At 51.8% G+C, this 19311-nt stretch carries 18 protein-coding genes and 1 other RNA gene; 9 read left to right on the forward strand and 10 right to left on the reverse strand.

Going from position 1 to position 19311, the window contains the following annotated elements; translation table 11 throughout:
* Positions 1-31: 31 nt before the first annotated feature.
* From QEN31_RS12645 to QEN31_RS12665, 6 genes are all read left to right on the forward strand, one after another.
* Entirely contained in the window at positions 32-925 is an 894-nt protein-coding gene (locus QEN31_RS12645; protein ID WP_001000510.1) for a proline iminopeptidase-family hydrolase, read from the forward strand.
* A gap of 21 nt (positions 926-946) precedes the next feature.
* Positions 947-2290, forward strand: coding sequence for an APC family permease (locus tag QEN31_RS12650; protein WP_000756089.1), 1344 nt, complete (start codon positions 947-949; stop codon positions 2288-2290).
* Between the two features lie 163 nt (positions 2291-2453).
* Entirely contained in the window at positions 2454-2684 is a 231-nt protein-coding gene (gene ynhH / locus QEN31_RS25420; protein ID WP_418143684.1) for a protein YnhH, read from the forward strand.
* 7 nt (positions 2685-2691) lie between these two features.
* The gene (gene pykF, locus QEN31_RS12655) at positions 2692-4104 is read left to right on the forward strand and encodes a pyruvate kinase PykF (RefSeq protein WP_000751447.1); all 1413 of its coding nucleotides are present in this window, start codon (positions 2692-2694) and stop codon (positions 4102-4104) included.
* 310 nt (positions 4105-4414) lie between these two features.
* Positions 4415-4651, forward strand: a complete 237-nt coding sequence (gene lpp, locus QEN31_RS12660) for a murein lipoprotein Lpp (RefSeq protein ID WP_001082307.1) — start codon at positions 4415-4417, stop codon at positions 4649-4651.
* Between the two features lie 82 nt (positions 4652-4733).
* Positions 4734-4973 (forward strand): major outer membrane lipoprotein, encoded by a 240-nt coding sequence (locus QEN31_RS12665; RefSeq protein ID WP_001082332.1) that lies wholly within the window; start codon positions 4734-4736, stop codon positions 4971-4973.
* A 66-nt stretch (positions 4974-5039) separates the two neighbouring features.
* Here QEN31_RS12665 and ldtE read toward each other — a convergent pair whose 3' ends face one another.
* The 7 genes from ldtE to sufA form a co-directional block, all read right to left on the reverse strand.
* Positions 5040-6041 (reverse strand): L,D-transpeptidase LdtE, encoded by a 1002-nt coding sequence (ldtE, locus tag QEN31_RS12670; RefSeq protein ID WP_000817059.1) that lies wholly within the window; start codon positions 6039-6041, stop codon positions 5040-5042.
* Positions 6042-6195: 154 nt separating this feature from the next.
* On the reverse strand, positions 6196-6612 hold the full coding sequence (gene sufE / locus QEN31_RS12675; RefSeq protein WP_000729468.1) for a cysteine desulfuration protein SufE: 417 nt from the start codon (positions 6610-6612) through the stop codon (positions 6196-6198).
* A gap of 12 nt (positions 6613-6624) precedes the next feature.
* The gene (sufS, locus tag QEN31_RS12680; RefSeq protein ID WP_000143859.1) at positions 6625-7845 is read right to left on the reverse strand and encodes a cysteine desulfurase SufS; all 1221 of its coding nucleotides are present in this window, start codon (positions 7843-7845) and stop codon (positions 6625-6627) included.
* The gene (gene sufD, locus QEN31_RS12685; protein ID WP_000907925.1) at positions 7842-9113 is read right to left on the reverse strand and encodes a Fe-S cluster assembly protein SufD; all 1272 of its coding nucleotides are present in this window, start codon (positions 9111-9113) and stop codon (positions 7842-7844) included. Before sufD ends, sufS begins: the two co-directional genes overlap by 4 nt.
* Entirely contained in the window at positions 9088-9834 is a 747-nt protein-coding gene (gene sufC, locus QEN31_RS12690) for a Fe-S cluster assembly ATPase SufC (RefSeq protein WP_000948902.1), read from the reverse strand. The genes sufD and sufC overlap by 26 nt, the downstream gene beginning before the upstream one ends.
* Before the next feature lie 16 nt (positions 9835-9850).
* A complete protein-coding gene (gene sufB, locus QEN31_RS12695; RefSeq protein WP_000089383.1) occupies positions 9851-11338 on the reverse strand; it encodes a Fe-S cluster assembly protein SufB in 1488 nt (495 codons plus the stop codon).
* A gap of 8 nt (positions 11339-11346) precedes the next feature.
* A complete protein-coding gene (gene sufA / locus QEN31_RS12700) occupies positions 11347-11715 on the reverse strand; it encodes a Fe-S cluster assembly scaffold SufA (protein ID WP_000418970.1) in 369 nt (122 codons plus the stop codon).
* A 426-nt stretch (positions 11716-12141) separates the two neighbouring features.
* Between sufA and QEN31_RS12705 the strand changes: the two genes are divergently transcribed.
* Positions 12142-13488: an L-cystine transporter gene (locus QEN31_RS12705; protein ID WP_099949675.1), complete on the forward strand. Its 1347-nt coding sequence runs from the start codon at positions 12142-12144 to the stop codon at positions 13486-13488.
* 287 nt (positions 13489-13775) lie between these two features.
* Here QEN31_RS12705 and QEN31_RS12710 read toward each other — a convergent pair whose 3' ends face one another.
* The 3 genes from QEN31_RS12710 to ydiJ form a co-directional block, all read right to left on the reverse strand.
* Complete coding sequence (locus QEN31_RS12710) at positions 13776-13964, reverse strand: YdiH family protein (RefSeq protein ID WP_001537749.1); 189 nt, start codon at positions 13962-13964, stop codon at positions 13776-13778.
* A gap of 98 nt (positions 13965-14062) precedes the next feature.
* Positions 14063-14473: a 1,4-dihydroxy-2-naphthoyl-CoA hydrolase gene (gene menI / locus QEN31_RS12715; RefSeq protein ID WP_000637930.1), complete on the reverse strand. Its 411-nt coding sequence runs from the start codon at positions 14471-14473 to the stop codon at positions 14063-14065.
* Positions 14470-17526 carry a D-2-hydroxyglutarate dehydrogenase YdiJ gene (gene ydiJ / locus QEN31_RS12720; protein WP_000612921.1) on the reverse strand — a complete coding sequence of 1019 codons (3057 nt, stop codon included), beginning with the start codon at positions 17524-17526 and terminating at the stop codon, positions 14470-14472. Before ydiJ ends, menI begins: the two co-directional genes overlap by 4 nt.
* Before the next feature lie 264 nt (positions 17527-17790).
* On the opposite strand from ydiJ, the gene ydiK reads away from it, so the two are divergent.
* Positions 17791-18909, forward strand: a complete 1119-nt coding sequence (gene ydiK, locus QEN31_RS12725) for an AI-2E family transporter YdiK (protein WP_000248615.1) — start codon at positions 17791-17793, stop codon at positions 18907-18909.
* Between the two features lie 182 nt (positions 18910-19091).
* Positions 19092-19199: antisense sRNA RprA (gene rprA, locus QEN31_RS12730), an RNA gene on the forward strand.
* The last annotated feature ends 112 nt before the right edge of the window (positions 19200-19311 follow it).

Genomic DNA, 19311 nt, shown 5'->3' on the forward strand with positions numbered 1-19311 from the left:
CTGCCCTGCCACACACTGAGTCATTAAGAATATGAATGATACTTATCTCTATGGCGAAATGTTTTCTGAAAACATATTGACAAGCTATCGGATTTATGGAGACAGAAAATCATTACTCACGCCGCTCATTATCCTTCATGGCGGCCCTTCTGGCGGCTTTGATTATTTATTAAATTATCGCCGTCTGGCTGATGACGGGCGCATGGTAATATTTTACGATCAATATGGCTGCGGTCGTTCAACGCATTTTCCTCATGCTGACGCGTCTTTCTGGACTATTGCGCGTTATCTCCGTCAATTAACCCAATTAATTCATCACCTGGGTATTGGACACGGGTATTCGATACTGGGACATTCCTGGGGCGGAATGCTTGCCGCAGAGCACGCCTGCTTACAGCCTGCCGGGCTTCGCGGGACGATACTGGCCAGTTCGCCGGCCAGTATCGCCCTGTGGCAACAGGAAGCCATACGGCTCTTTAACGCTCTGACGCCAATGTCCGATGACGATATCAAAAACGTCATTATGCCCGCCGTCATTTATCAAAACCCACCGGAACAGCTGGTCGCTTATTATGCCAGACACGTTTATACCCTCGCGGAAGAAGCCGTTCATGTTCAGCGCTCTAATGCGCAGTTCGCCGCCGACCCTACGGTTTATCACATTTTATGGGGAACCAATGAACTGGCGGCAAATGGCAAACTTGCCGACTGGGATATTACGCCCCATTTGTGCCAGATACGCTGTCCTGTTCTGGTACTACGCGGCGAAAACGATCAGGCAACCGAGCGCGTCGTCTCTCCGCTTCTCTCTCACATTTCAGACTGCCGCGCGGTCACTATTCCCGGCAGCAGCCATAACCCGCATGAAGAAAATATCGCGCCCTGCCTCGCAGCGGTAAGCGCGTTTTTACGCGATCTGGCATAAAAAGCCATTAAGGTATTTATCATGAAAAAAGTCAAAAAATTGTCTCTTACCGATTTAGTGCTTTATGGTCTGGTGTTTATGGTGCCTATCGCGCCAGTCTCTCTTTATGGCGTCGTTTATAATCTTTCGCACGGTATGGTTGCGCTGGTTTATATTATTGGCGCGATCGCGATGTTTTTTACCGCGTACAGCTACTCTACCTTATCGCAGCATATCTCCTCGTCGGGTTCGGCCTATGCGTATGCTGGCGTATGCATTAATCCCGCCGTAGGGTTTCTGACCGGATGGATATTACTGCTGGATTATCTTTTGTTCCCTACGCTCGTGGCAGTGCTGGGCGGCGTCGCGGTCCACGCTATTTTACCGCAAATCCCGGTCTGGGTCTGGCCGTTGATTTATGTGGCTATTGGCACCGGAGTCAACTATCTCGGGATACAGCAAACGGCGAAATTCGATAAGTTACTGGTCTTTATTCAACTCGGTATTCTGGCGATTTTCGTGCTACTCATTGTCCGTCTGATGCTGCTGGACAGTAGTCAGATAACGCTTTCCTTCCGGCCTTTTTTCGATTCACAGTGGTTCACCCCAGGGCTCATCGCGACGGCGATTTCGGTGGCTGCGCTGAACTTTCTCGGCTTTGACGCTATCAGTACATTAAGTGAAGAAAGCGAAGGCGGGGGGCGCGCCGTCAGTAAAGCAACGCTGTTGGCGTTAGTTTTGGCGACAGTACTGTTTATTATCGTTGTGGCGTTTGCGGCGTTCGCCACCGGTAACGTCGACCGCTTCGCGGAAGGTAATGCGACGAATGAAGCATTTTTCACCATTGCCGGCAACGTTGGCGGTATCTGGCTCAAAGTGGCATTTTCCATCATTGTGGCGTTTGTGTGCGCCGTCGGCAACATTATTACCGCGCAAACGGCGGTGTCCAGAGTGCTATTTTCAATGGGGCGTGACCGAATGTTGCCCGCCTTCCTCGCTCACGTCCATACCACGCGTAAAACGCCGGATTATGCCATTCTGTTTACCGGCGGCGTCACCCTGCTGCTCAGCTACCTGTTTTCCGGCAAGATTGAATCTATCTCCACGCTGGTGAACTTTGGCGCGCTTTTCGCTTTTTTTGTCGTGAACCTGTGTGTGTTTATCCTGTTCAATTTCCGGATGAAAGCCCAGCGGCGCATTTTCGCCCATGTCATTTCGCCGATCATGGGGATGATCGTCATCGGCTACGTCTGTTTAAACATGAACATTCACGCTCTGATACTCGGAATTAGCTGGGCGGCGATCGGGATAGCGATTCTGTGCTATCGAAAAGCACACAACCAAAACATCGCCATCGACCTGGAAGGCAAAAAGTTGCTCGATTGACATTATGCGCAACAACACCCACTGTTGCGCAACGCCGCCCCTGTTCGGGCGGCGTTATCGCCAGCGACATCGTAAACAGCGTAATAACAAACCGTTGTGGATCTGCACAGATGTCTTTTGAAACAGGGTTTTCATTTTCCTTTTTTGTAAATTTCAGCGTATAATGCGCGCCAATTGTCTCTTGAATGGTTTCAGCGCATTGGACTGTAAAACTCAACGACTAAAATTATCCCCTTCCCGTTGGGCTGAAACGCGAGCACACATTCCTCTGCACGCTCTTTCGATGTCACCTATCCTTAGAGCGAGGCATCATCACTTTAGCAACACAGGCTTAGCTTCCGGGCCGTGCGCGCCCGAAGCCAGATTTCCATATCCTCCTCAACTTAAAGACTAAGACTGTCATGAAAAAGACGAAAATTGTTTGTACTATCGGTCCGAAAACCGAATCCGAAGAGATGTTAAGCAAAATGCTGGACGCGGGCATGAACGTGATGCGTCTGAACTTCTCTCATGGCGATTATGCAGAACACGGTCAGCGTATCCAGAACTTGCGCAACGTGATGAGCAAAACCGGGAAAAAAGCCGCTATTCTGCTTGATACTAAAGGACCAGAAATCCGCACCATTAAACTGGAAGGCGGTAACGACGTTTCGCTGAAAGCGGGCCAAACCTTTACTTTTACCACCGACAAATCCGTGGTCGGTAATAATGAAATCGTTGCCGTCACCTATGAAGGCTTTACCAGCGACCTGAGCGTTGGCAACACCGTCCTGGTTGACGATGGTCTGATCGGTATGGAAGTGACCGCCATCGAAGGCAATAAAGTCATTTGTAAGGTGCTGAACAACGGCGATCTGGGCGAGAACAAAGGCGTTAACCTGCCGGGCGTTTCTATTGCTCTGCCGGCGCTGGCTGAAAAAGACAAACAGGACCTGATCTTCGGTTGCGAACAGGGCGTTGACTTTGTTGCGGCGTCCTTTATCCGTAAACGTTCTGACGTTGTCGAAATTCGCGAGCATCTGAAAGCTCACGGCGGCGAAAATATCCAGATTATCTCTAAGATCGAAAACCAGGAAGGCCTGAACAACTTCGATGAAATTCTCGAAGCTTCCGACGGCATCATGGTTGCGCGTGGCGACCTGGGCGTAGAAATCCCGGTTGAAGAAGTGATTTTTGCGCAGAAAATGATGATCGAAAAATGTATCCGCGCACGTAAAGTCGTGATCACCGCGACTCAGATGCTGGATTCTATGATCAAAAACCCGCGTCCGACCCGCGCAGAAGCAGGCGACGTTGCGAACGCCATCCTCGACGGTACGGATGCGGTTATGCTGTCCGGCGAATCCGCAAAAGGGAAATACCCGCTGGAAGCCGTTTCTATCATGGCGACCATCTGCGAACGTACCGACCGCGTCATGAACAGCCGTCTGGACTACAACAACGACAGCCGTAAACTGCGCATTACGGAAGCAGTATGCCGCGGCGCGGTAGAAACCGCCGAAAAACTGGAAGCGCCGCTGATCGTGGTAGCGACCCAGGGCGGTAAATCCGCTCGCGCCGTGCGTAAATACTTCCCGGACGCCACCATCCTGGCATTGACCACCAATGAAGTGACCGCCCGTCAGTTAGTACTGAGCAAAGGCGTGGTATCGCAGCTGGTGAAAGAAATCAATTCTACTGATGATTTCTACCGTCTGGGCAAAGATGTCGCCCTGCAAAGCGGCCTCGCCCAGAAAGGCGACGTCGTAGTGATGGTCTCCGGCGCGCTGGTTCCAAGCGGCACCACTAACACCGCCTCTGTTCACGTACTGTAATAATTGTTGTGTGAATTAATTTGTTTAAAAAAGCGCCCTTCCGGCGCTTTTTTTATTTAATCGATAGCCACTATTAATAAAAAAATCAAATCGGATTTTACTATCTAATTGCGGATTATCTAAGAAGAATCCGATGGAAGCCCCCTGTTTTCTTTCGGTTTTTTAGGGACTTTCATGCATTTCGATGCTTCTTTGAGCGAACGATCAAAAATAAGTGCATTCCCATCAAAAAAATATTCTCAACATAAAAAAGTTTGTGTAATACTTGTAACGCTACATGGAGATTAACTCAATCTAGAGGGTATTAATAATGAATCGTACTAAACTGGTACTGGGCGCGGTAATCCTGGGTTCTACTCTGCTGGCTGGTTGCTCCAGCAACGCTAAAATCGATCAGCTGTCTTCTGACGTTCAGACTCTGAACGCTAAAGTTGACCAGCTGAGCAACGACGTGAACGCAATGCGTTCCGACGTTCAGGCTGCTAAAGACGACGCAGCTCGCGCTAACCAGCGTCTGGACAACCAGGCTACTAAATACCGTAAGTAATAGTACCTGCGTAATAAAAATGGCGCACATCGTGCGCCATTTTTTTTACCCACATAACCACACAAAGTATAATGTTATTGTTATGAACCGTACTAACCAGCTGATCTTAGGTGCAGTAGTTCTGGGTTCCACGTTACTGGCAGGTTGTTCAAGCAACGCTAAAATCGATCAGTTGTCTTCCGATGTACAGACGCTGAGCGCTAAAGTTGAGCAACTGAGTAATGACGTAAATGCAATGCGTTCCGACGTTCAGGCTGCTAAAGACGATGCTGCTCGCGCGAACCAACGTCTGGACAACAAAGTATTCCGCATCTGTAAATAATTTGACGCACAATATAAAATGGCGCACATCGTGCGCCATTTTTTTGTCCGTCGTTTGCTGCAAAGGCTACTGCGTCGCGCGCGTTTGCCCCTCTTCCCCGACAAAACCGTTCTGAGCGGATTCGACTGCGGTCGTATTTACCGCCGGCGTCTGCCCGGCGCTCACGCTGACAGGATACCCGGCTCGCCGGTATAGCGCCTTATCGACCAAACGACTATCCACCCCTTGCGCGTTTCTGAACGCGGTAAATTCCGCAGGCAACACATAGGGCATTGTCTGCACGTTTTGCTCTTCTTCCGGCGATAGCGGCCTGTGTACCTCTACATAACGAATGCCATTCGGCTCGACAGAGAATTTCACTGGCTGGTTAATCACTTTTACCGGCGTCCCCGTTCTGACCTGCGCAAATAACGCCTTGATGTCCGGCGCGTTCATGCGAATGCAACCGGAACTCACACGCAGACCTACGCTATCCGGCGCGCTGGTGCCATGAATGAGATATTCCCCATTACCGTGCGCCAGACGCAGCGCATAGCGTCCCAGCGGGTTATTTGGCCCGGCAGGGATCACCGGCGGCAGCGTGATCCCCCGCTCAAGCGAACGTTGGCGTATGCCTGCCGTCGGCGTCCACGTCGGGTTGGGGATCTTTTGCCCTATCCGGGTGTCCATGACGGGAGTTTCCAGTCCCTGCAAACCGATGCCGATGGGATACACCTGTACGCGGTTTTCTCCCGGCGGGTAATAATACAGCCGTAGCTCCGCGAGATTGACGATAACGCCTTCCCTGGGCGCATCCGGCAATAGCATCTGCGAGGGAATGGTAATTAGCGTACCGGGCTTAGGCACCGGCGCAATCGTATTGTTCGCTTCAAGAATGAGCATCGCCGCCGTATCAAAACGCCGGGCTATAGCCTGCAGGTTTTTATCACCTTCCTGTACGGTATAGGTTTGATTCTGACCAATAAGACGGCTGCCTTCGGGCGGTAATGGATAATCAACCGCCCAGGCTGCCTGTAACGCGCTATACGCGCCGATAATAGTTAGCGTAATGAAAGACGCACGTTTCATACCAAACCTCCTGTATTCCTGGTGATGCCCTCTGCGACGACTGGTAGCGCTTCGCTTATCAGAATAACAAAATACACGCTCTATCCACTCTGGATAAAGCGACGTCGCCGTCCGACAAAGGATTTGACATCAGGTAGAACGCTGTCTGTACAGTTTAGCTAAGAGTGGCGGCCTTAGCGCGAATTGCGCGAATCATTGCTTCCAGCCCCTGAGAACGAGAAGGTGTGAGGTGCTGCGCAAGCGCCATTTTTTCGAACCATGGCCGGACATCAAAATGCACAATATCCTGCGCCGTCATTTGGTGGTACAAAATAAATACCACCGCCATAAGGCCCTTAACGATCGCCGCGTCGCTGTCGCCCTGCAATTCGATAATGCCGTTGGCGTTTCGCCGCATCACGATCCACACCTGGCTCTGACAGCCATGAATCGTATTTTGCGGATTACGATCCTGCGGATTTAACTCCGCCAGGCGCTGCCCCAACTCAATAATATATAAATATTTCTCTTCCCAATTAGCGCAACGCGTAAAGTTACGCAGCAGTTTTTCTTTATCCGGTAGCGCAGCCATAAAACCTCACTGTTATCCCAATAAGCGGTGGATACGCGTTAATCCTGCCACCAGTCGGTCCACTTCTTCATGGGTGTTATACATCGCCAGCGAAGCCCGGCACATTGCCGGCACGCCATACCAGGCCATGAGCGGCATTGCGCAGTGATGCCCTGTTCGTACCGCGATACCGTAATTATCAAGAAAGCTGCCGACGTCGTAAGCGTGGTGTTTACCCAGATTAAACGCGATGACGCCCAACCGCTGCGCCGGGCCATATAGCGTGATATCAGGCACCTGCGCCAGTTGCTCCAGCGCATAGCGCATCAGCATCTGCTCATAATCGCCAATCTTATCCAGTCCCAGCGACGTCACATAATCAATCGCCGCGCCGAGACCGATGATGCCGCCAGTATTCGGCGTTCCCGCCTCAAAACGCCAGGGCGCTTTCGCCCATGTCGTTCCCTGCGTCAGGCTGACGGTCGAGATCATCGACCCGCCCCCTTCCCACGGCGGCATTTCTTGCAGCAACGCCTCTTTAACATACAGAATGCCGATGCCGGTCGGCCCGTAAAGTTTATGGCCGGAGAAAACGTAAAAATCGCAGTCCAGCGCCTGGACGTCAACAGCATGGTGCATCACGGCCTGGGCGCCATCCACCAGCACTTTCGCCCCATGCTGGCGCGCCAGCGCAATCATGTCCGGCAGTGGGTTTTCCGTCCCCAGCACATTGGAAACGTGGGTAATGGCCAGTAGTCGGGTCCGGTCATCGAACAGCGCAGCTAAGGTCTCCAGCCGCAGCGTACCGTCAGGATGCAATGGGATCACGCGCAGTTCAGCGCCTTTGCGCTCGCACAGCATCTGCCAGGGAACGATGTTGGCGTGATGCTCCATCTCGCTGATGATAATGTTATCCCCGGCGCGAATATTTTCCGTTCCCCAACTGTTGGCGACAAGGTTAATGCCCTCCGTCGTACCGCGCACGAACACCAGTTCTTCTGCGGAGCGGGCGTTAATAAACCGCGACGCCTGCTTACGCACATTCTCCATGCTTTCGGTCGCCTGCGCGCTTAACGTATGGATACCCCGATGTACCGCAGCATAGCCGTGACGGTAGAAGGCAGATTCAGCATCAATCACCTGATTAGGTTTTTGAGCGCTGGCTGCGCTGTCCAGGTAAGCCAGCGGCAGGCCGTTAACTTCACGCTGCAGTATGGGAAAATCCGCCCGTACTTTTTCTACAGGAAATGTCATACCAGGCCTCCGGGCAGTCGCTGGCCGATTCGCGCCAGCACCTGCTGTTTAAGGGCGCTATCATGGATAGCTTCCGTTAACTCTGCGGCAAACGCGTAAAGAATCATGTGCCGCGCCTCCTGCTGCCTGATGCCGCGTGATTGCAGATAAAACATCTGCTCATCGTCAATACGCCCGATCGTCGCGCCGTGGCTGCACTTCACGTCATCGGCATAGATCTCTAATTGCGGTTTGGTATCGACTTCGGCCAGTTTCCCCAACAACAGGTTATTATTGGTCATCTGACCGTCGGTTTTAATGGCGTGTTGCGCCACGTTAATCAGGCCATTAAAGACCGCGCGTCCTTTGTCGCTGACGATGGTCTTGTGCAACTGGCGGCTGTTACAGTAGCCTTTGTTATGTTCCAGCCATGTCCGCGTATCGCAGACTTCATTTTTCACCGGCATCGCCAGACTATTCAGTCGAAGCGTCGCGTTTTCACCATTCAGTTGTGAGCTGCTGTGGTGACGTAGTACTGCGGCGCCCAGCAGAAAACTGTGGCTAAACGCCGAGGCGTCTGTCGCCAGCAGAAGATCGTTATGCGCAAAGTGATAGCTGGACGCATTTTCAAACGCCAGTTTGAAATGGCGCAGTTGCGCATTGTCTGCAACGTTCATCGTCAGACGCGCGCCGGTAAAATGTTTTGCCGCTGTAAGGCTGACATAATGCTCAATAACCGTCGCTTCCGCGCCTTCCGCCAGCGCCAGATGGTGGCGATAATGCGCGGTATTCAGCTCGTCGCCATCCACACCCTGCGTGATATGCATTAACAGTAGCGGCCTCGTTGGACGCTGATTTCGCCGTACCTGTATATACGTGACACATTGCGCCAGGCTTTCCGTCAGATGCAGAAAAACCTCAGGCTGCACCGGCGCGGCAAGCGCCTGGCGCTCATCCCTGACGCTAACGTCAAATCCGCTGTTTTGCGTGCTATCACTGAGCTCTGGCATAAACCGACCATCGACAAACACCAGTCGCACGGCATCGATTTGCAGCGCCAACGCATCACGCTGTGCGGCGCTGATAGTCGCACACTGCTGGATAAACTGGCTATGGGTTAAGCCCTCCAGCGGCGTGTATTTCCAGTCTTCATGTTTACGCGTCGGCAATCCCAGACGTAACATCTGTTGTAAATGTTGTCTTGCCTGCTCAGTTCGACTTTCTCCTTTTTCTTCAAAGAGATGTTGCCATTGCTGTAGCGCTTTACTGCTGTTCGGTAAGCCAGCCATAACCCTGCTCCTCCAGTTGTTTGACCAGAGTAAAATCGCCGGAACGGACAATTCGCCCCTGATAGAGGACGTGGACGTAATCGGGCTTGATGTAGTCCAGTATGCGCTGATAGTGGGTCACGATAATAAAAGCGCGTTTATCGTCGCGTAACGCGTTGACGCCTTCCGCCACAATTTTCAACGCATCGATATCCAGTCCGGAGTCCGACTCATCAAGGATGCACAGTTCCGGCTCCAGCACCGCCATTTGCAAAATATCATTGCGCTTTTTCTCCCCGCCGGAAAAACCGACGTTTACCGAACGGGTCAGTAAATCTTCCGGCATTTTCAGCAATGCGATCTTTTCTTCCATCAGATCCTGAAAATCAAAGCGATCCAACGACGCCTGCCCGCGGTAGGCGCGCACGGCATTCAGCGCGGTTTGCAGGAAAAACTGGTTACTGACGCCGGGGATTTCTACCGGGTACTGGAAGGCCATAAAAATCCCTTCACCCGCCCGTTCCTCCGGCGACAGTTCAAGCAGATCTTTACCTTTGAACGTAACCGAGCCGCCGGTGACCTCATAATCTTCACGTCCCGCCAGGGTGGCGGAGAGCGTGCTTTTCCCGGAACCGTTCGGCCCCATAATGGCATGAACTTCGCCGGGGCGAATCTCCAGATTCAGGCCACGCAAAATCGCTTTTTCTTCCACACTGACCTGTAAATCTTTAATGCTTAACATGGTTTTTCCTTCATCATTAACCGACGCTGTGCTCAAGGCTAATCGCCAGCAGTTTTTGCGCTTCAACGGCAAACTCCAGCGGCAGTTCCGAGAAAACGTCTTTGCAGAAACCGTTGACGATCATCGAAATAGCGTCTTCTTCGCTGATGCCGCGTTGCAGACAATAGAAAAGCTGATCTTCACCGATGCGTGATGTTGTCGCCTCGTGCTCCAGCTGCGCGCTGTTATTGCGGCATTCAACATACGGGAACGTATGCGCGCCGCAGTCCGCGCCAATCAACATGGAGTCGCATTGGGTGAAATTTCGGGCGTTGGTTGCCGTCGGCATAATTTTTACCAGCCCACGGTAGCTGTTCTGGCTGTGGCCGGCGGAAATGCCTTTTGAGATAATGGTTGAGCGCGTGTTTTTACCGATATGGATCATTTTGGTGCCGGTGTCAGCCTGCTGATGTCCACTGGTCAGCGCAACGGAATAGAACTCGCCGATAGAATTATCACCGCGCAGAATGCAGCTCGGGTATTTCCAGGTAATCGCCGAACCGGTTTCCGACTGGGTCCACGACATCTTGCTGTTTTCCCCTTCGCACAACGCCCGCTTGGTCACAAAGTTCAGAATGCCGCCCGTGTTGTTGTCGCCCGGGAACCAGTTTTGTACGGTGGAATATTTTACTTCAGCATCTTTATGGATGATGACTTCCACTACCGCGGCGTGGAGCTGATAACTGTCGCGTACGGGCGCGGAGCAGCCTTCGATATAACTCACATAGCTGCCTTCATCCGCCACCAGAATCGTGCGCTCAAACTGACCGGTTTTCTCGGCGTTAATGCGAAAATAGGTGGATAACTCCATCGGGCAACGCACGCCTTTGGGAACATAGATAAATGTCCCATCGGAAGCGACTGCCGCATTCAGCGCGGCAAAAAAGTTATCGTTCCCCGGCACGACGGTGCCAAGATATTTCCTGACCAGGTCAGGGTGATCGTGTATCGCTTCGCCAAAAGAACAGAAAATAATGCCCTGTTCCGCCAGTTTTTCACGGTATGTGGTCGCTACGGAGACCGAGTCAAAAATCGCATCGACGGCGACCTCTTTCCCTTCGCGAACCGGAACGCCAAGCTGCTCGAAGGCGTCTTCAACCTCTTTACTCAAAAAGGTATTCGCGCCCGTTTGCTGTACGGCTCCCGGCTGGGAAACGCAGCTATCGTCGCAGTTTCCGCATGATGGCGCAGAGTAATAGCTGTAGTCCTGATAGTTCAATTTATCGTAGTGCGCTTTCAGCCAGTGCGGTTCATCCATGTCCAGCCAGGCTCTATAGGCATTGAGACGAAATTCCAGCATCCACTCAGGTTCGTTACGCTTTGCGGAAATCGCGCGCACCACCTCTTCGCTGATGCCTTTTGCCAGTTCATCAGTGGGTAGTTGCGTGAAAAATCCTTCTTTGTAATTAAGGCGTCCGCCTGTCCAGATGCCGACCTCTTCCGTTGCTTCAGTGTTACGAGACATAGTACCGCCTATACCCCAAAACTTTCGCCGCAGCCGCATTCATTCTGGGCTTTGGGGTTATGAAATTTAAATAACTGGTTCAGCCCTTCCTGTACGTAATCCACTTCTGTTCCGTCAATAAAAGGCATCGCCTGTAACGGTGCGAAAAGCTTTGCGCCTTCGGCTTCAAAAACCAGATCGTCTTTATCCGGCTCCCGAACGGTATCCAGAACATAGCCAAATCCGGCACATCCCGTCTGTTTTACGCTTAACCGCACGCCCAACATGCCCGGCTGCTTTTCTGCCAGTTCACGTATGTGCGCTGCCGCCGCTGGCGTTAGCGTCAGCCCTTGCCAGGGGAAGTCCTCCGGGTTAAACGTGTCTGAATGCAATTCCATAGAGTTACCTCGCGTTCTAAATCACCAGGATATAACAGCATGTTAGTGATAATGATTATCACTTCAACCCCTTAACCGCAGGGGCTTTCCAACAAATGGTCATATTGAGCGCCTTTTATTAAGCATAGACCCTGTCCGCCAGGTCATACGACAGACAAAAAACAACTTAACTTTTTGATAAGTAATGATTTATAAGATATTAACCGTTCTGACAGGTCAAAAACGAAAAGATGTATAGAAAATGACTATTTAATTAATAGGCTGTCGACATTGCCGGGCGGCGAGGTCAGAACCCCATTTTTTGTATGGATACCTGGCGTTGCGCTCTTTATAATCCGCTGCGGTTCTATAACTCAGTTTGAGCTATAGGTTTATGTAAACTCTTTCCGGCATTTCAGGTGCTGAATGAGGCAAGAGGCTTAAAATATGGTTGTTACGCTCGCGTATATCGCACTTTTTTTGGTTTTCTCGTGGGTCATCTTGAGAATTAATCAAAAAAGCGATTCCCTGTCGAAAAGCGTTTTTATCGCTATCTTTTTAGGGGCTGTTATTGGTTTATCCCTGCATTTTATTTCAGCAAATCACACTAAAACTATTATCGAATGGTACAGCATCGTCGGCAATGGTTACGTCCACCTGCTAAAACTGGTCGCTATACCGCTAATTTTTATTTCTATTCTTTCCGCCATCAATAAACTGGAAAATAGTGCCGGCATCGGAAAAATGTCGCTGACGATCGTCGGATGCATGTTATGCCTGGTGATGGTTGCCGGTTTTATCGGATTACTGACCGCTCATGTGCTGGGGCTTGACGCCAGCGCTTTTGTGCACATGCCGTCAATGTTAACTACGGAAGAAGTCAATAAGACTGCCGCGGTGTCGATTCCCCAGTTAGTGACATCGCTGATTCCGACTAATATTTTTCTTGATCTTACGGGAGCCAGAAGTGTTTCCGTTATCGGCATCGTTATCTTCACGCTAATAGCGGGGATCGCTCTGTTAAAGGTCAAAAAAGAGGCGCCGGAAGAAGGTCAGAAATTAAGCGCAGGCATTAACGCTATTCAGATATGGGTCATGAAGATGGTACGTATCGTTATTGCATTAACGCCCTATGGCGTCATGGCATTAATGACCACCGTATTTTCATCATACCGCCTTGAACAATTCGCCAGCTTACTTGGTTTTATCGGTGCCTGTTACATCGCGATTTTTATGATGTTTATCGTGCATGCCATCTTGCTGATCCTCAGCGCTAATAATCCAGCGCGTTATTTCAGAATGGTCTGGCCCGTCTTAACCTTTGCGTTTGTTTCCCGCAGCAGCGCAGCCTCTATCCCGCTGGCCATTTCCGCCCAGGAAAAATTTGGCGTACAAAGCACCATTGCCAATATTTCCGCCTCGTTTGGCTCCAGTATGGGGCAAAATGGCTGCGCCGGGATTTATCCGGCTATTATGGTAGCGATGATTGCGCCCACCATCGGCATCGATCCGCTCTCGCTGCATTTTCTGGCCGCGATGTTGCCTGCCATTGCGCTAGGGTCTATTGGCGTAGCCGGCGTCGGCGGCGGTGGTACGTTCGCGGCGCTGATTGTCCTGTCGACGTTGAATTTTCCCGTTGCGCTGGTCGGTATTTTTATTGCCATCGAACCTATCGTTGATATGGCCCGCACGGCACTGAACGTTAACGGATCGATGATGTCAGGGGTGCTGGCTAACCGTATTTTGAATAATCATACGGCTGACGACATGCCGGCGGTTATTGACAGACCTTAGTTTTTTACGCGCCCGGAAAAGAAAAACCCTTAAGTCTGTTCAATACAGGCTTAAGGGTTCCGGCCCCATCCGGCGCTTATCTCCGGCACTCTTAATGGCTTAGCTCTTGAAGGGGCATAAGAATAATCTCATAAAGAGAGCGCGCCTTTTTAGCACAAATGGCGATCTGTATTTTTTTTAAACAAAATCAAGGGGGTTATCTATTACCTGGGGACAAGGTCTGGTGAGATTGCCTGGTAACATAGCCGGATGGCGGCTAACGCCTTATCCGGCCTACACAGACTTTATTAATGCACGCCCAACCGCCAGGCGAAATAGATCTCTTCTTTCAGTTCGGTTGCTGAGAGGGTGAGGAGATCGGCAAACTCTAACTCCAGCTGTTTTAAACGCTTCAAATACTGCGCGGGAGAAAGTTCGGTTTTATCACGGCGTAAAAATTCAATCGCCAGTTGGGTTGGGTCCAAATCAGTAGACATATCATCCTCGCTTATGTGTAAACGTGCACAGTATATCACCTTTTTCTGCGCACATTTTGACCAAAAGCAATATGCATCACACTTTTATGGTGACAACGTCACACAATCGCTGTAGTAAGACGCGAAGAACAGCACAGACGTCCCTGTTCATCAAAGATCTCTATCTGCCAGACCTGATGGCGAGCCCCGGTATGCAACGCTTTACAGACGCCTCGTACGCGCCCCTGACGCGCCGACCGTACATGGTTGGCATTCACCTCCAGCCCCACCACCTTTTGCTCCCCCTGCGTACACAGATAACCTGCGACCGAGCCGATACTTTCCGCCAGCACCACAGACGCTCCGCCATGCAGCAAGCCGAACGGCTGTTTGGTGCGATGATCGACGGGCATTGTCGCTTCCAGCGTATCGTCCCCAATACGCTCAAAGCGGATATCAAGCAGGCCAACCATATTCCCTTCCCCCATCGCATTAAGCGCATCGAGGGTCACTTCACGTTTCCAGATCAACCTATAATCTCCAGTAATGCCTGCAACGGGTGACGCACGCCCGTACCTTCAATGCGTTTAACCTGGCTTCGGCAGGAATAACCGGTTGCCAGGCAACGGTTTCGCGGTAAACGTTGCATCGCCTGATGCCAGGATAGCTCATAAATTCCCAGCGAATTTTTATGATTGGTGAGTTCATGTCCATAAGTGCCCGCCATACCGCAGCAGCCTACGCTGACATTTTCCAGCTTCGCGCCAAAATGGGCAAAGATGGCGGCCCACTGCGCAGGCGCGCCGGGTAAAGCCGTGACTTCCGTACAATGACCAAAAAAGTACCACGGTTCGCCGCTCACCTCGACGGACAGTCTTGCATTTATTTCCTGCGCCAGCCATTCATGCACCAGCAACACATGAAAATCGCCGCGCTGTTCGCCCAGCGCCAGTTTGTATTCGTCGCGATAACACAGCACCAGTGCCGGATCGACACCCACCATCGGCATCCCCAACGCGGCGATCCGATTAAGGAACTCAGAGGTTTTTTTCGCCGTTTTCGCAAAGCGATTAAGAAAACCTTTAATATGCTGCGCCTTACCATTCGGCGAGAACGGTAACAATACCGGCCTCCTGCCCAGTTTTTCCGCCAGGCGGATAAAGTCCGCCACGACCCGGGCGTCGTAGTAGCTGGTAAACGGATCCTGAACCACCAGTACCGTTTTCGCTTTTTGCTCGGCGCTCATGCGTTCCAGTTGCTCAAGCGTCATATTGGCAGACGGATGGCCCACCAGTTGCTGTTGCAATGAAGGGGCAGAAAGCAGAGGTAAATCCACCATACCGATATGTTTTTTCGCCAGATTACGAACCACCGGTTGGTTAATAAAAAAGTTAAAGGTCTTTGGCGCACGCGCCATCAGCGGCGCGTAGGTCTCGACCGTCGCCACCAGATGATCGCGTACCGGGCGCAGATAACGCGTATGGTAAAGCTGTAAGAAACGTGAACGAAACTCCGGAACATCGATTTTAATCGGACACTGGGTCGTACAGGCTTTACACGCCAGACAGCCGGACATGGCCTCTTTAACTTCATGGGAAAAGTCATACTCGCCTTTGCGTTTGTGCCAACTATTCCGGGTGCGGGCAATCAGCGTGCGTAAGCTGGCGCGTTTTTCTGGCAACTCCTTTTCCAGCTTCAACGGATCGACGCCGCGATCGGCCAATAGACGGAGCCATTCCCGCACCAGCGTCGCCCGCCCTTTCGGCGAGTGGATCCGGTTAAGGCTAATTTTCATCGACGGGCACATTGGGCTTTTCGCATCGAAATTAAAGCACAGGCCGTTACCATTACACTCCATAGCGCCGCGCCAGGTCTGCCGCACTGCCAGCGGGATTTGCCGATCCCAGGTGCCGCGTTTTACCGCATCCACCTTCATCATCGGCGCCTCTATCCCTTGCGGCGGACAGATTTTACCCGGGTTAAGTCGATTATGCGGATCAAAAGCCGCTTTTATTTTGCGCAGCTCGCCATACAGAACTTCGCCGAAAAAGGCCGGGCTGTATTCCGCACGAAAACCTTTTCCATGCTCGCCCCACAACAGCCCACCGTATCTGGCGGTCAGCGCGACGACCTCATCGGAGATCTGTTTCATCAACAGTTCCTGCTGCGGATCGCACATATCCAGCGCCGGACGCACATGCAGCACCCCGGCATCCACGTGGCCGAACATGCCGTAACTTAAGCCATGACCATCCAGCAGAGCGCGAAATTCGGCGATGTAATCGGCCAGATGTTCAGGCGGCACGCAGGTATCTTCCGCGAAAGGAATCGGTTTGGCAGCGCCTTTCGCATTACCCAGCAGCCCTACCGCTTTTTTACGCATCGCGTAAATACGCTCAATACCCGTCAAATCGGTACAAAGTTGCCAGCCGATCACGCCCGCTTCCGCTCGCGCCATCAGGCCATCCAGCCGGTGGCACAGCGCCTCGACCTGTCCGTCAATAAGCGCTTCATCGTCACCCGCGAATTCCACGATATTCAGGCCAAGCATCTCTTTATCCGGCACATCGGTAATCAATTCGCTAACGGAGTGCCAGACAATATCTTCCCGCGCGAGGTTAAGGACTTTGGAATCGACCGTCTCGACGGATAAGGCGCGCGCATCAACCATAAAAGGGGCGTTACGCAGCGCGGAATCAAAGGAGTCGTATTTTACATTCACCAGACGGCGGACTTTGGGTATCGGGGTAATATCCAGCCGGGCTTCAGTAATAAACGCCAGCGTCCCTTCCGACCCCGTTAAGATGCGGGTGAGATCGAAGCGGGTCATGTCATCGTTAAAGACGTGGCGTAAATCGTAGCCTGTCAGGAAGCGATTGAGCTTTGGAAAGCTATCGAGGATAAGTTGGCGGTTTTCCAGGCAGGACTGATAGACGGTCTGATAGATGCGGCCTGGCGTCGTCGTGTTTTCACCCAGCGTCCGGGCAAGCTCTACGGGCATCGATTGCGTGTCAAGGATATCGCCCCCCAACAATACGGCCCGTATGCCTAAGACGTGATCTGACGTTTTTCCATAGACCAGCGAACCCTGACCGGAGGCATCGGTATTAATCATACCGCCAAGCGTGGCGCGATTACTGGTGGAAAGTTCCGGCGCAAAAAAATAGCCATACGGCTTTAACGCTTGATTAAGCTGATCTTTTATCACTCCCGCCTCTACCCGCACCCATCCCTCTTCAGGATTAATTTCAATAATGCGGTTCATATAGCGGGACATATCAACAATAATGCCCTGGTTTAGCGCCTGGCCATTCGTGCCAGTACCGCCGCCTCGAGGGGTAAATATCAGCGACGTAAAGCGCGGCTCCGCCGCCAGACGGGCAAGAAGCGCGACATCTGCCGTAGAACGGGGAAACACAACAGCATCGGGAAGAAGCTGGTAGATACTGTTATCGGTCGACATTGTCAGACGGTCGGCATAGCTGGTTGCCGTATCGCCCGTAAACCCTTGCTGCTCCAGCGCCTGCAAAAAATTGAGCACCAGCTGAACGACGCCGGGTGCCTGAGAAATTTGTGGAATCATTATATTGACCTTTTCCTGCGGTCTATGTTGTGAACGGTGGCGCCCAACCCGGCGAGCGCGAGCGGTCTACGCACAGGAAGGGATGCTTAATCGTTTGCGTGTTGCGTTATTTGTTGTATCACATTTTTTTCCTGTGCGCCCAACAGAATTACATGCAGAATCGGCCTGTTAAAAACCGCTGAAATTGCTCATCATTATAGGGTGTGGTTTGCATGTTCACGTCGCGCCAACGTTCTGGCGCAAAGACAAAGGTGAAAAGTATTTATGGTAAATGTTCGTCAGCCCAGGGATATTGCGCAAGTGCTGCTATCGGTGCTGTTTTTAGCCATCATGATTGTGGCCTGTTTGTGGATAGTACAGCCTTTTATTTTGGGGTTTGCATGGGCAGGTACGATTGTTATCGCGACCTGGCCCGTTTTGCTGAAATTACAAAAAATATTGTGGGGCCGCCGCTCGCTTGCCGTACTGGTCATGACGCTGCTGTTAGTGCTGCTCTTCGTTATTCCCGTCGCCTTGCTGGTGAACAGCATTGTCGATGGTAGCGGCCCGCTCATCCATGCAGTGACCGGCGGCGATATGACGCTACCCGATCTGGCATGGTTAAATAATATTCCGTTGGTTGGCGCCAAACTGTATGCCGGATGGCATAGCCTGCTGGATATGGGCGGTAGCGCTATTATGGCGAAAGTGCGGCCTTATATCGGCACAACCACGACCTGGTTTGTCGGTCAGGCGGCGCATATCGGACGCTTTATGATGCACTGCGCCCTGATGCTGTTGTTTAGCGCCCTGCTTTACTGGCGCGGCGAACAAGTGGCGATGGGTATACGCCATTTTGCCTGTCGTCTCGCGGCTAAACGCGGCGATGCGGCGGTTCTGCTGGCTGCCCAGGCGATCCGCGCCGTGGCGCTTGGCGTGGTGGTCACCGCGCTGGTACAGGCGGTACTTGGCGGCGTCGGGCTGGCGATTTCCGGCGTGCCTTACGCTACTCTGTTGACGGTAGTGATGATCCTTTCGTGTCTGGTTCAGTTGGGGCCGTTGCCGGTATTGATTCCAGCCATTATCTGGCTTTACTGGACAGGCGACACCACCTGGGGCACCGTGCTGCTGGTTTGGAGCGCCGTCGTCGGCACTCTGGATAACGTGATTCGCCCGGTACTCATCCGCATGGGCGCCGATTTACCGCTGCTTCTGATCCTTTCCGGGGTAATCGGCGGCCTGATTGCATTCGGTATGATTGGTCTGTTTATTGGACCGGTGCTTCTGGCCGTGACCTGGCGTTTGTTCTCCGCATGGGTACATGAAGTTCCGGCGCCGACGAATGAACCAGAGGAGATCCTTGAAGAGCTGGATGATATCGAGGAAGCCAACAAGCAGTCATAATCCCGTCGGGCGGCATTGCCGCCCGATGCTTTAGCGACGTTTATCAATTCAACGCACACTCCATTTTGATTCGCCCGTCTGTTCCCCGCCGCATCTCATTTCTGTCGCAAATCCGTTACAGTTTTTAAACTATTGAGACGAATCTGATCGACGCAAAAAGTGCTCATGCCTACTATTAGCACACGGTTATAAATCAACACATTGATTTATAAGCATGGAAATCCCCTGAGTGAAACAACGAATTGCTGTGTGTAGTCTTTGCCCGTCTCCTACGATGGGCTTTTTTTTTAACTTTTTTCGCCGCATTGTTACATAAGCCAGCTCCCGTTTTCCTTCAACACCGCGATATCTGCAACGAACAAATAATATTGCACAAAATAGTGTGATTCTGTTCAAGTCGAA

Origin of the sequence: Salmonella sp. SA15303 (assembly GCF_029962125.1) — a bacterium.
In the GTDB taxonomy this organism is placed as follows: Bacteria; Pseudomonadota; Gammaproteobacteria; order Enterobacterales; family Enterobacteriaceae; genus Salmonella; species Salmonella enterica.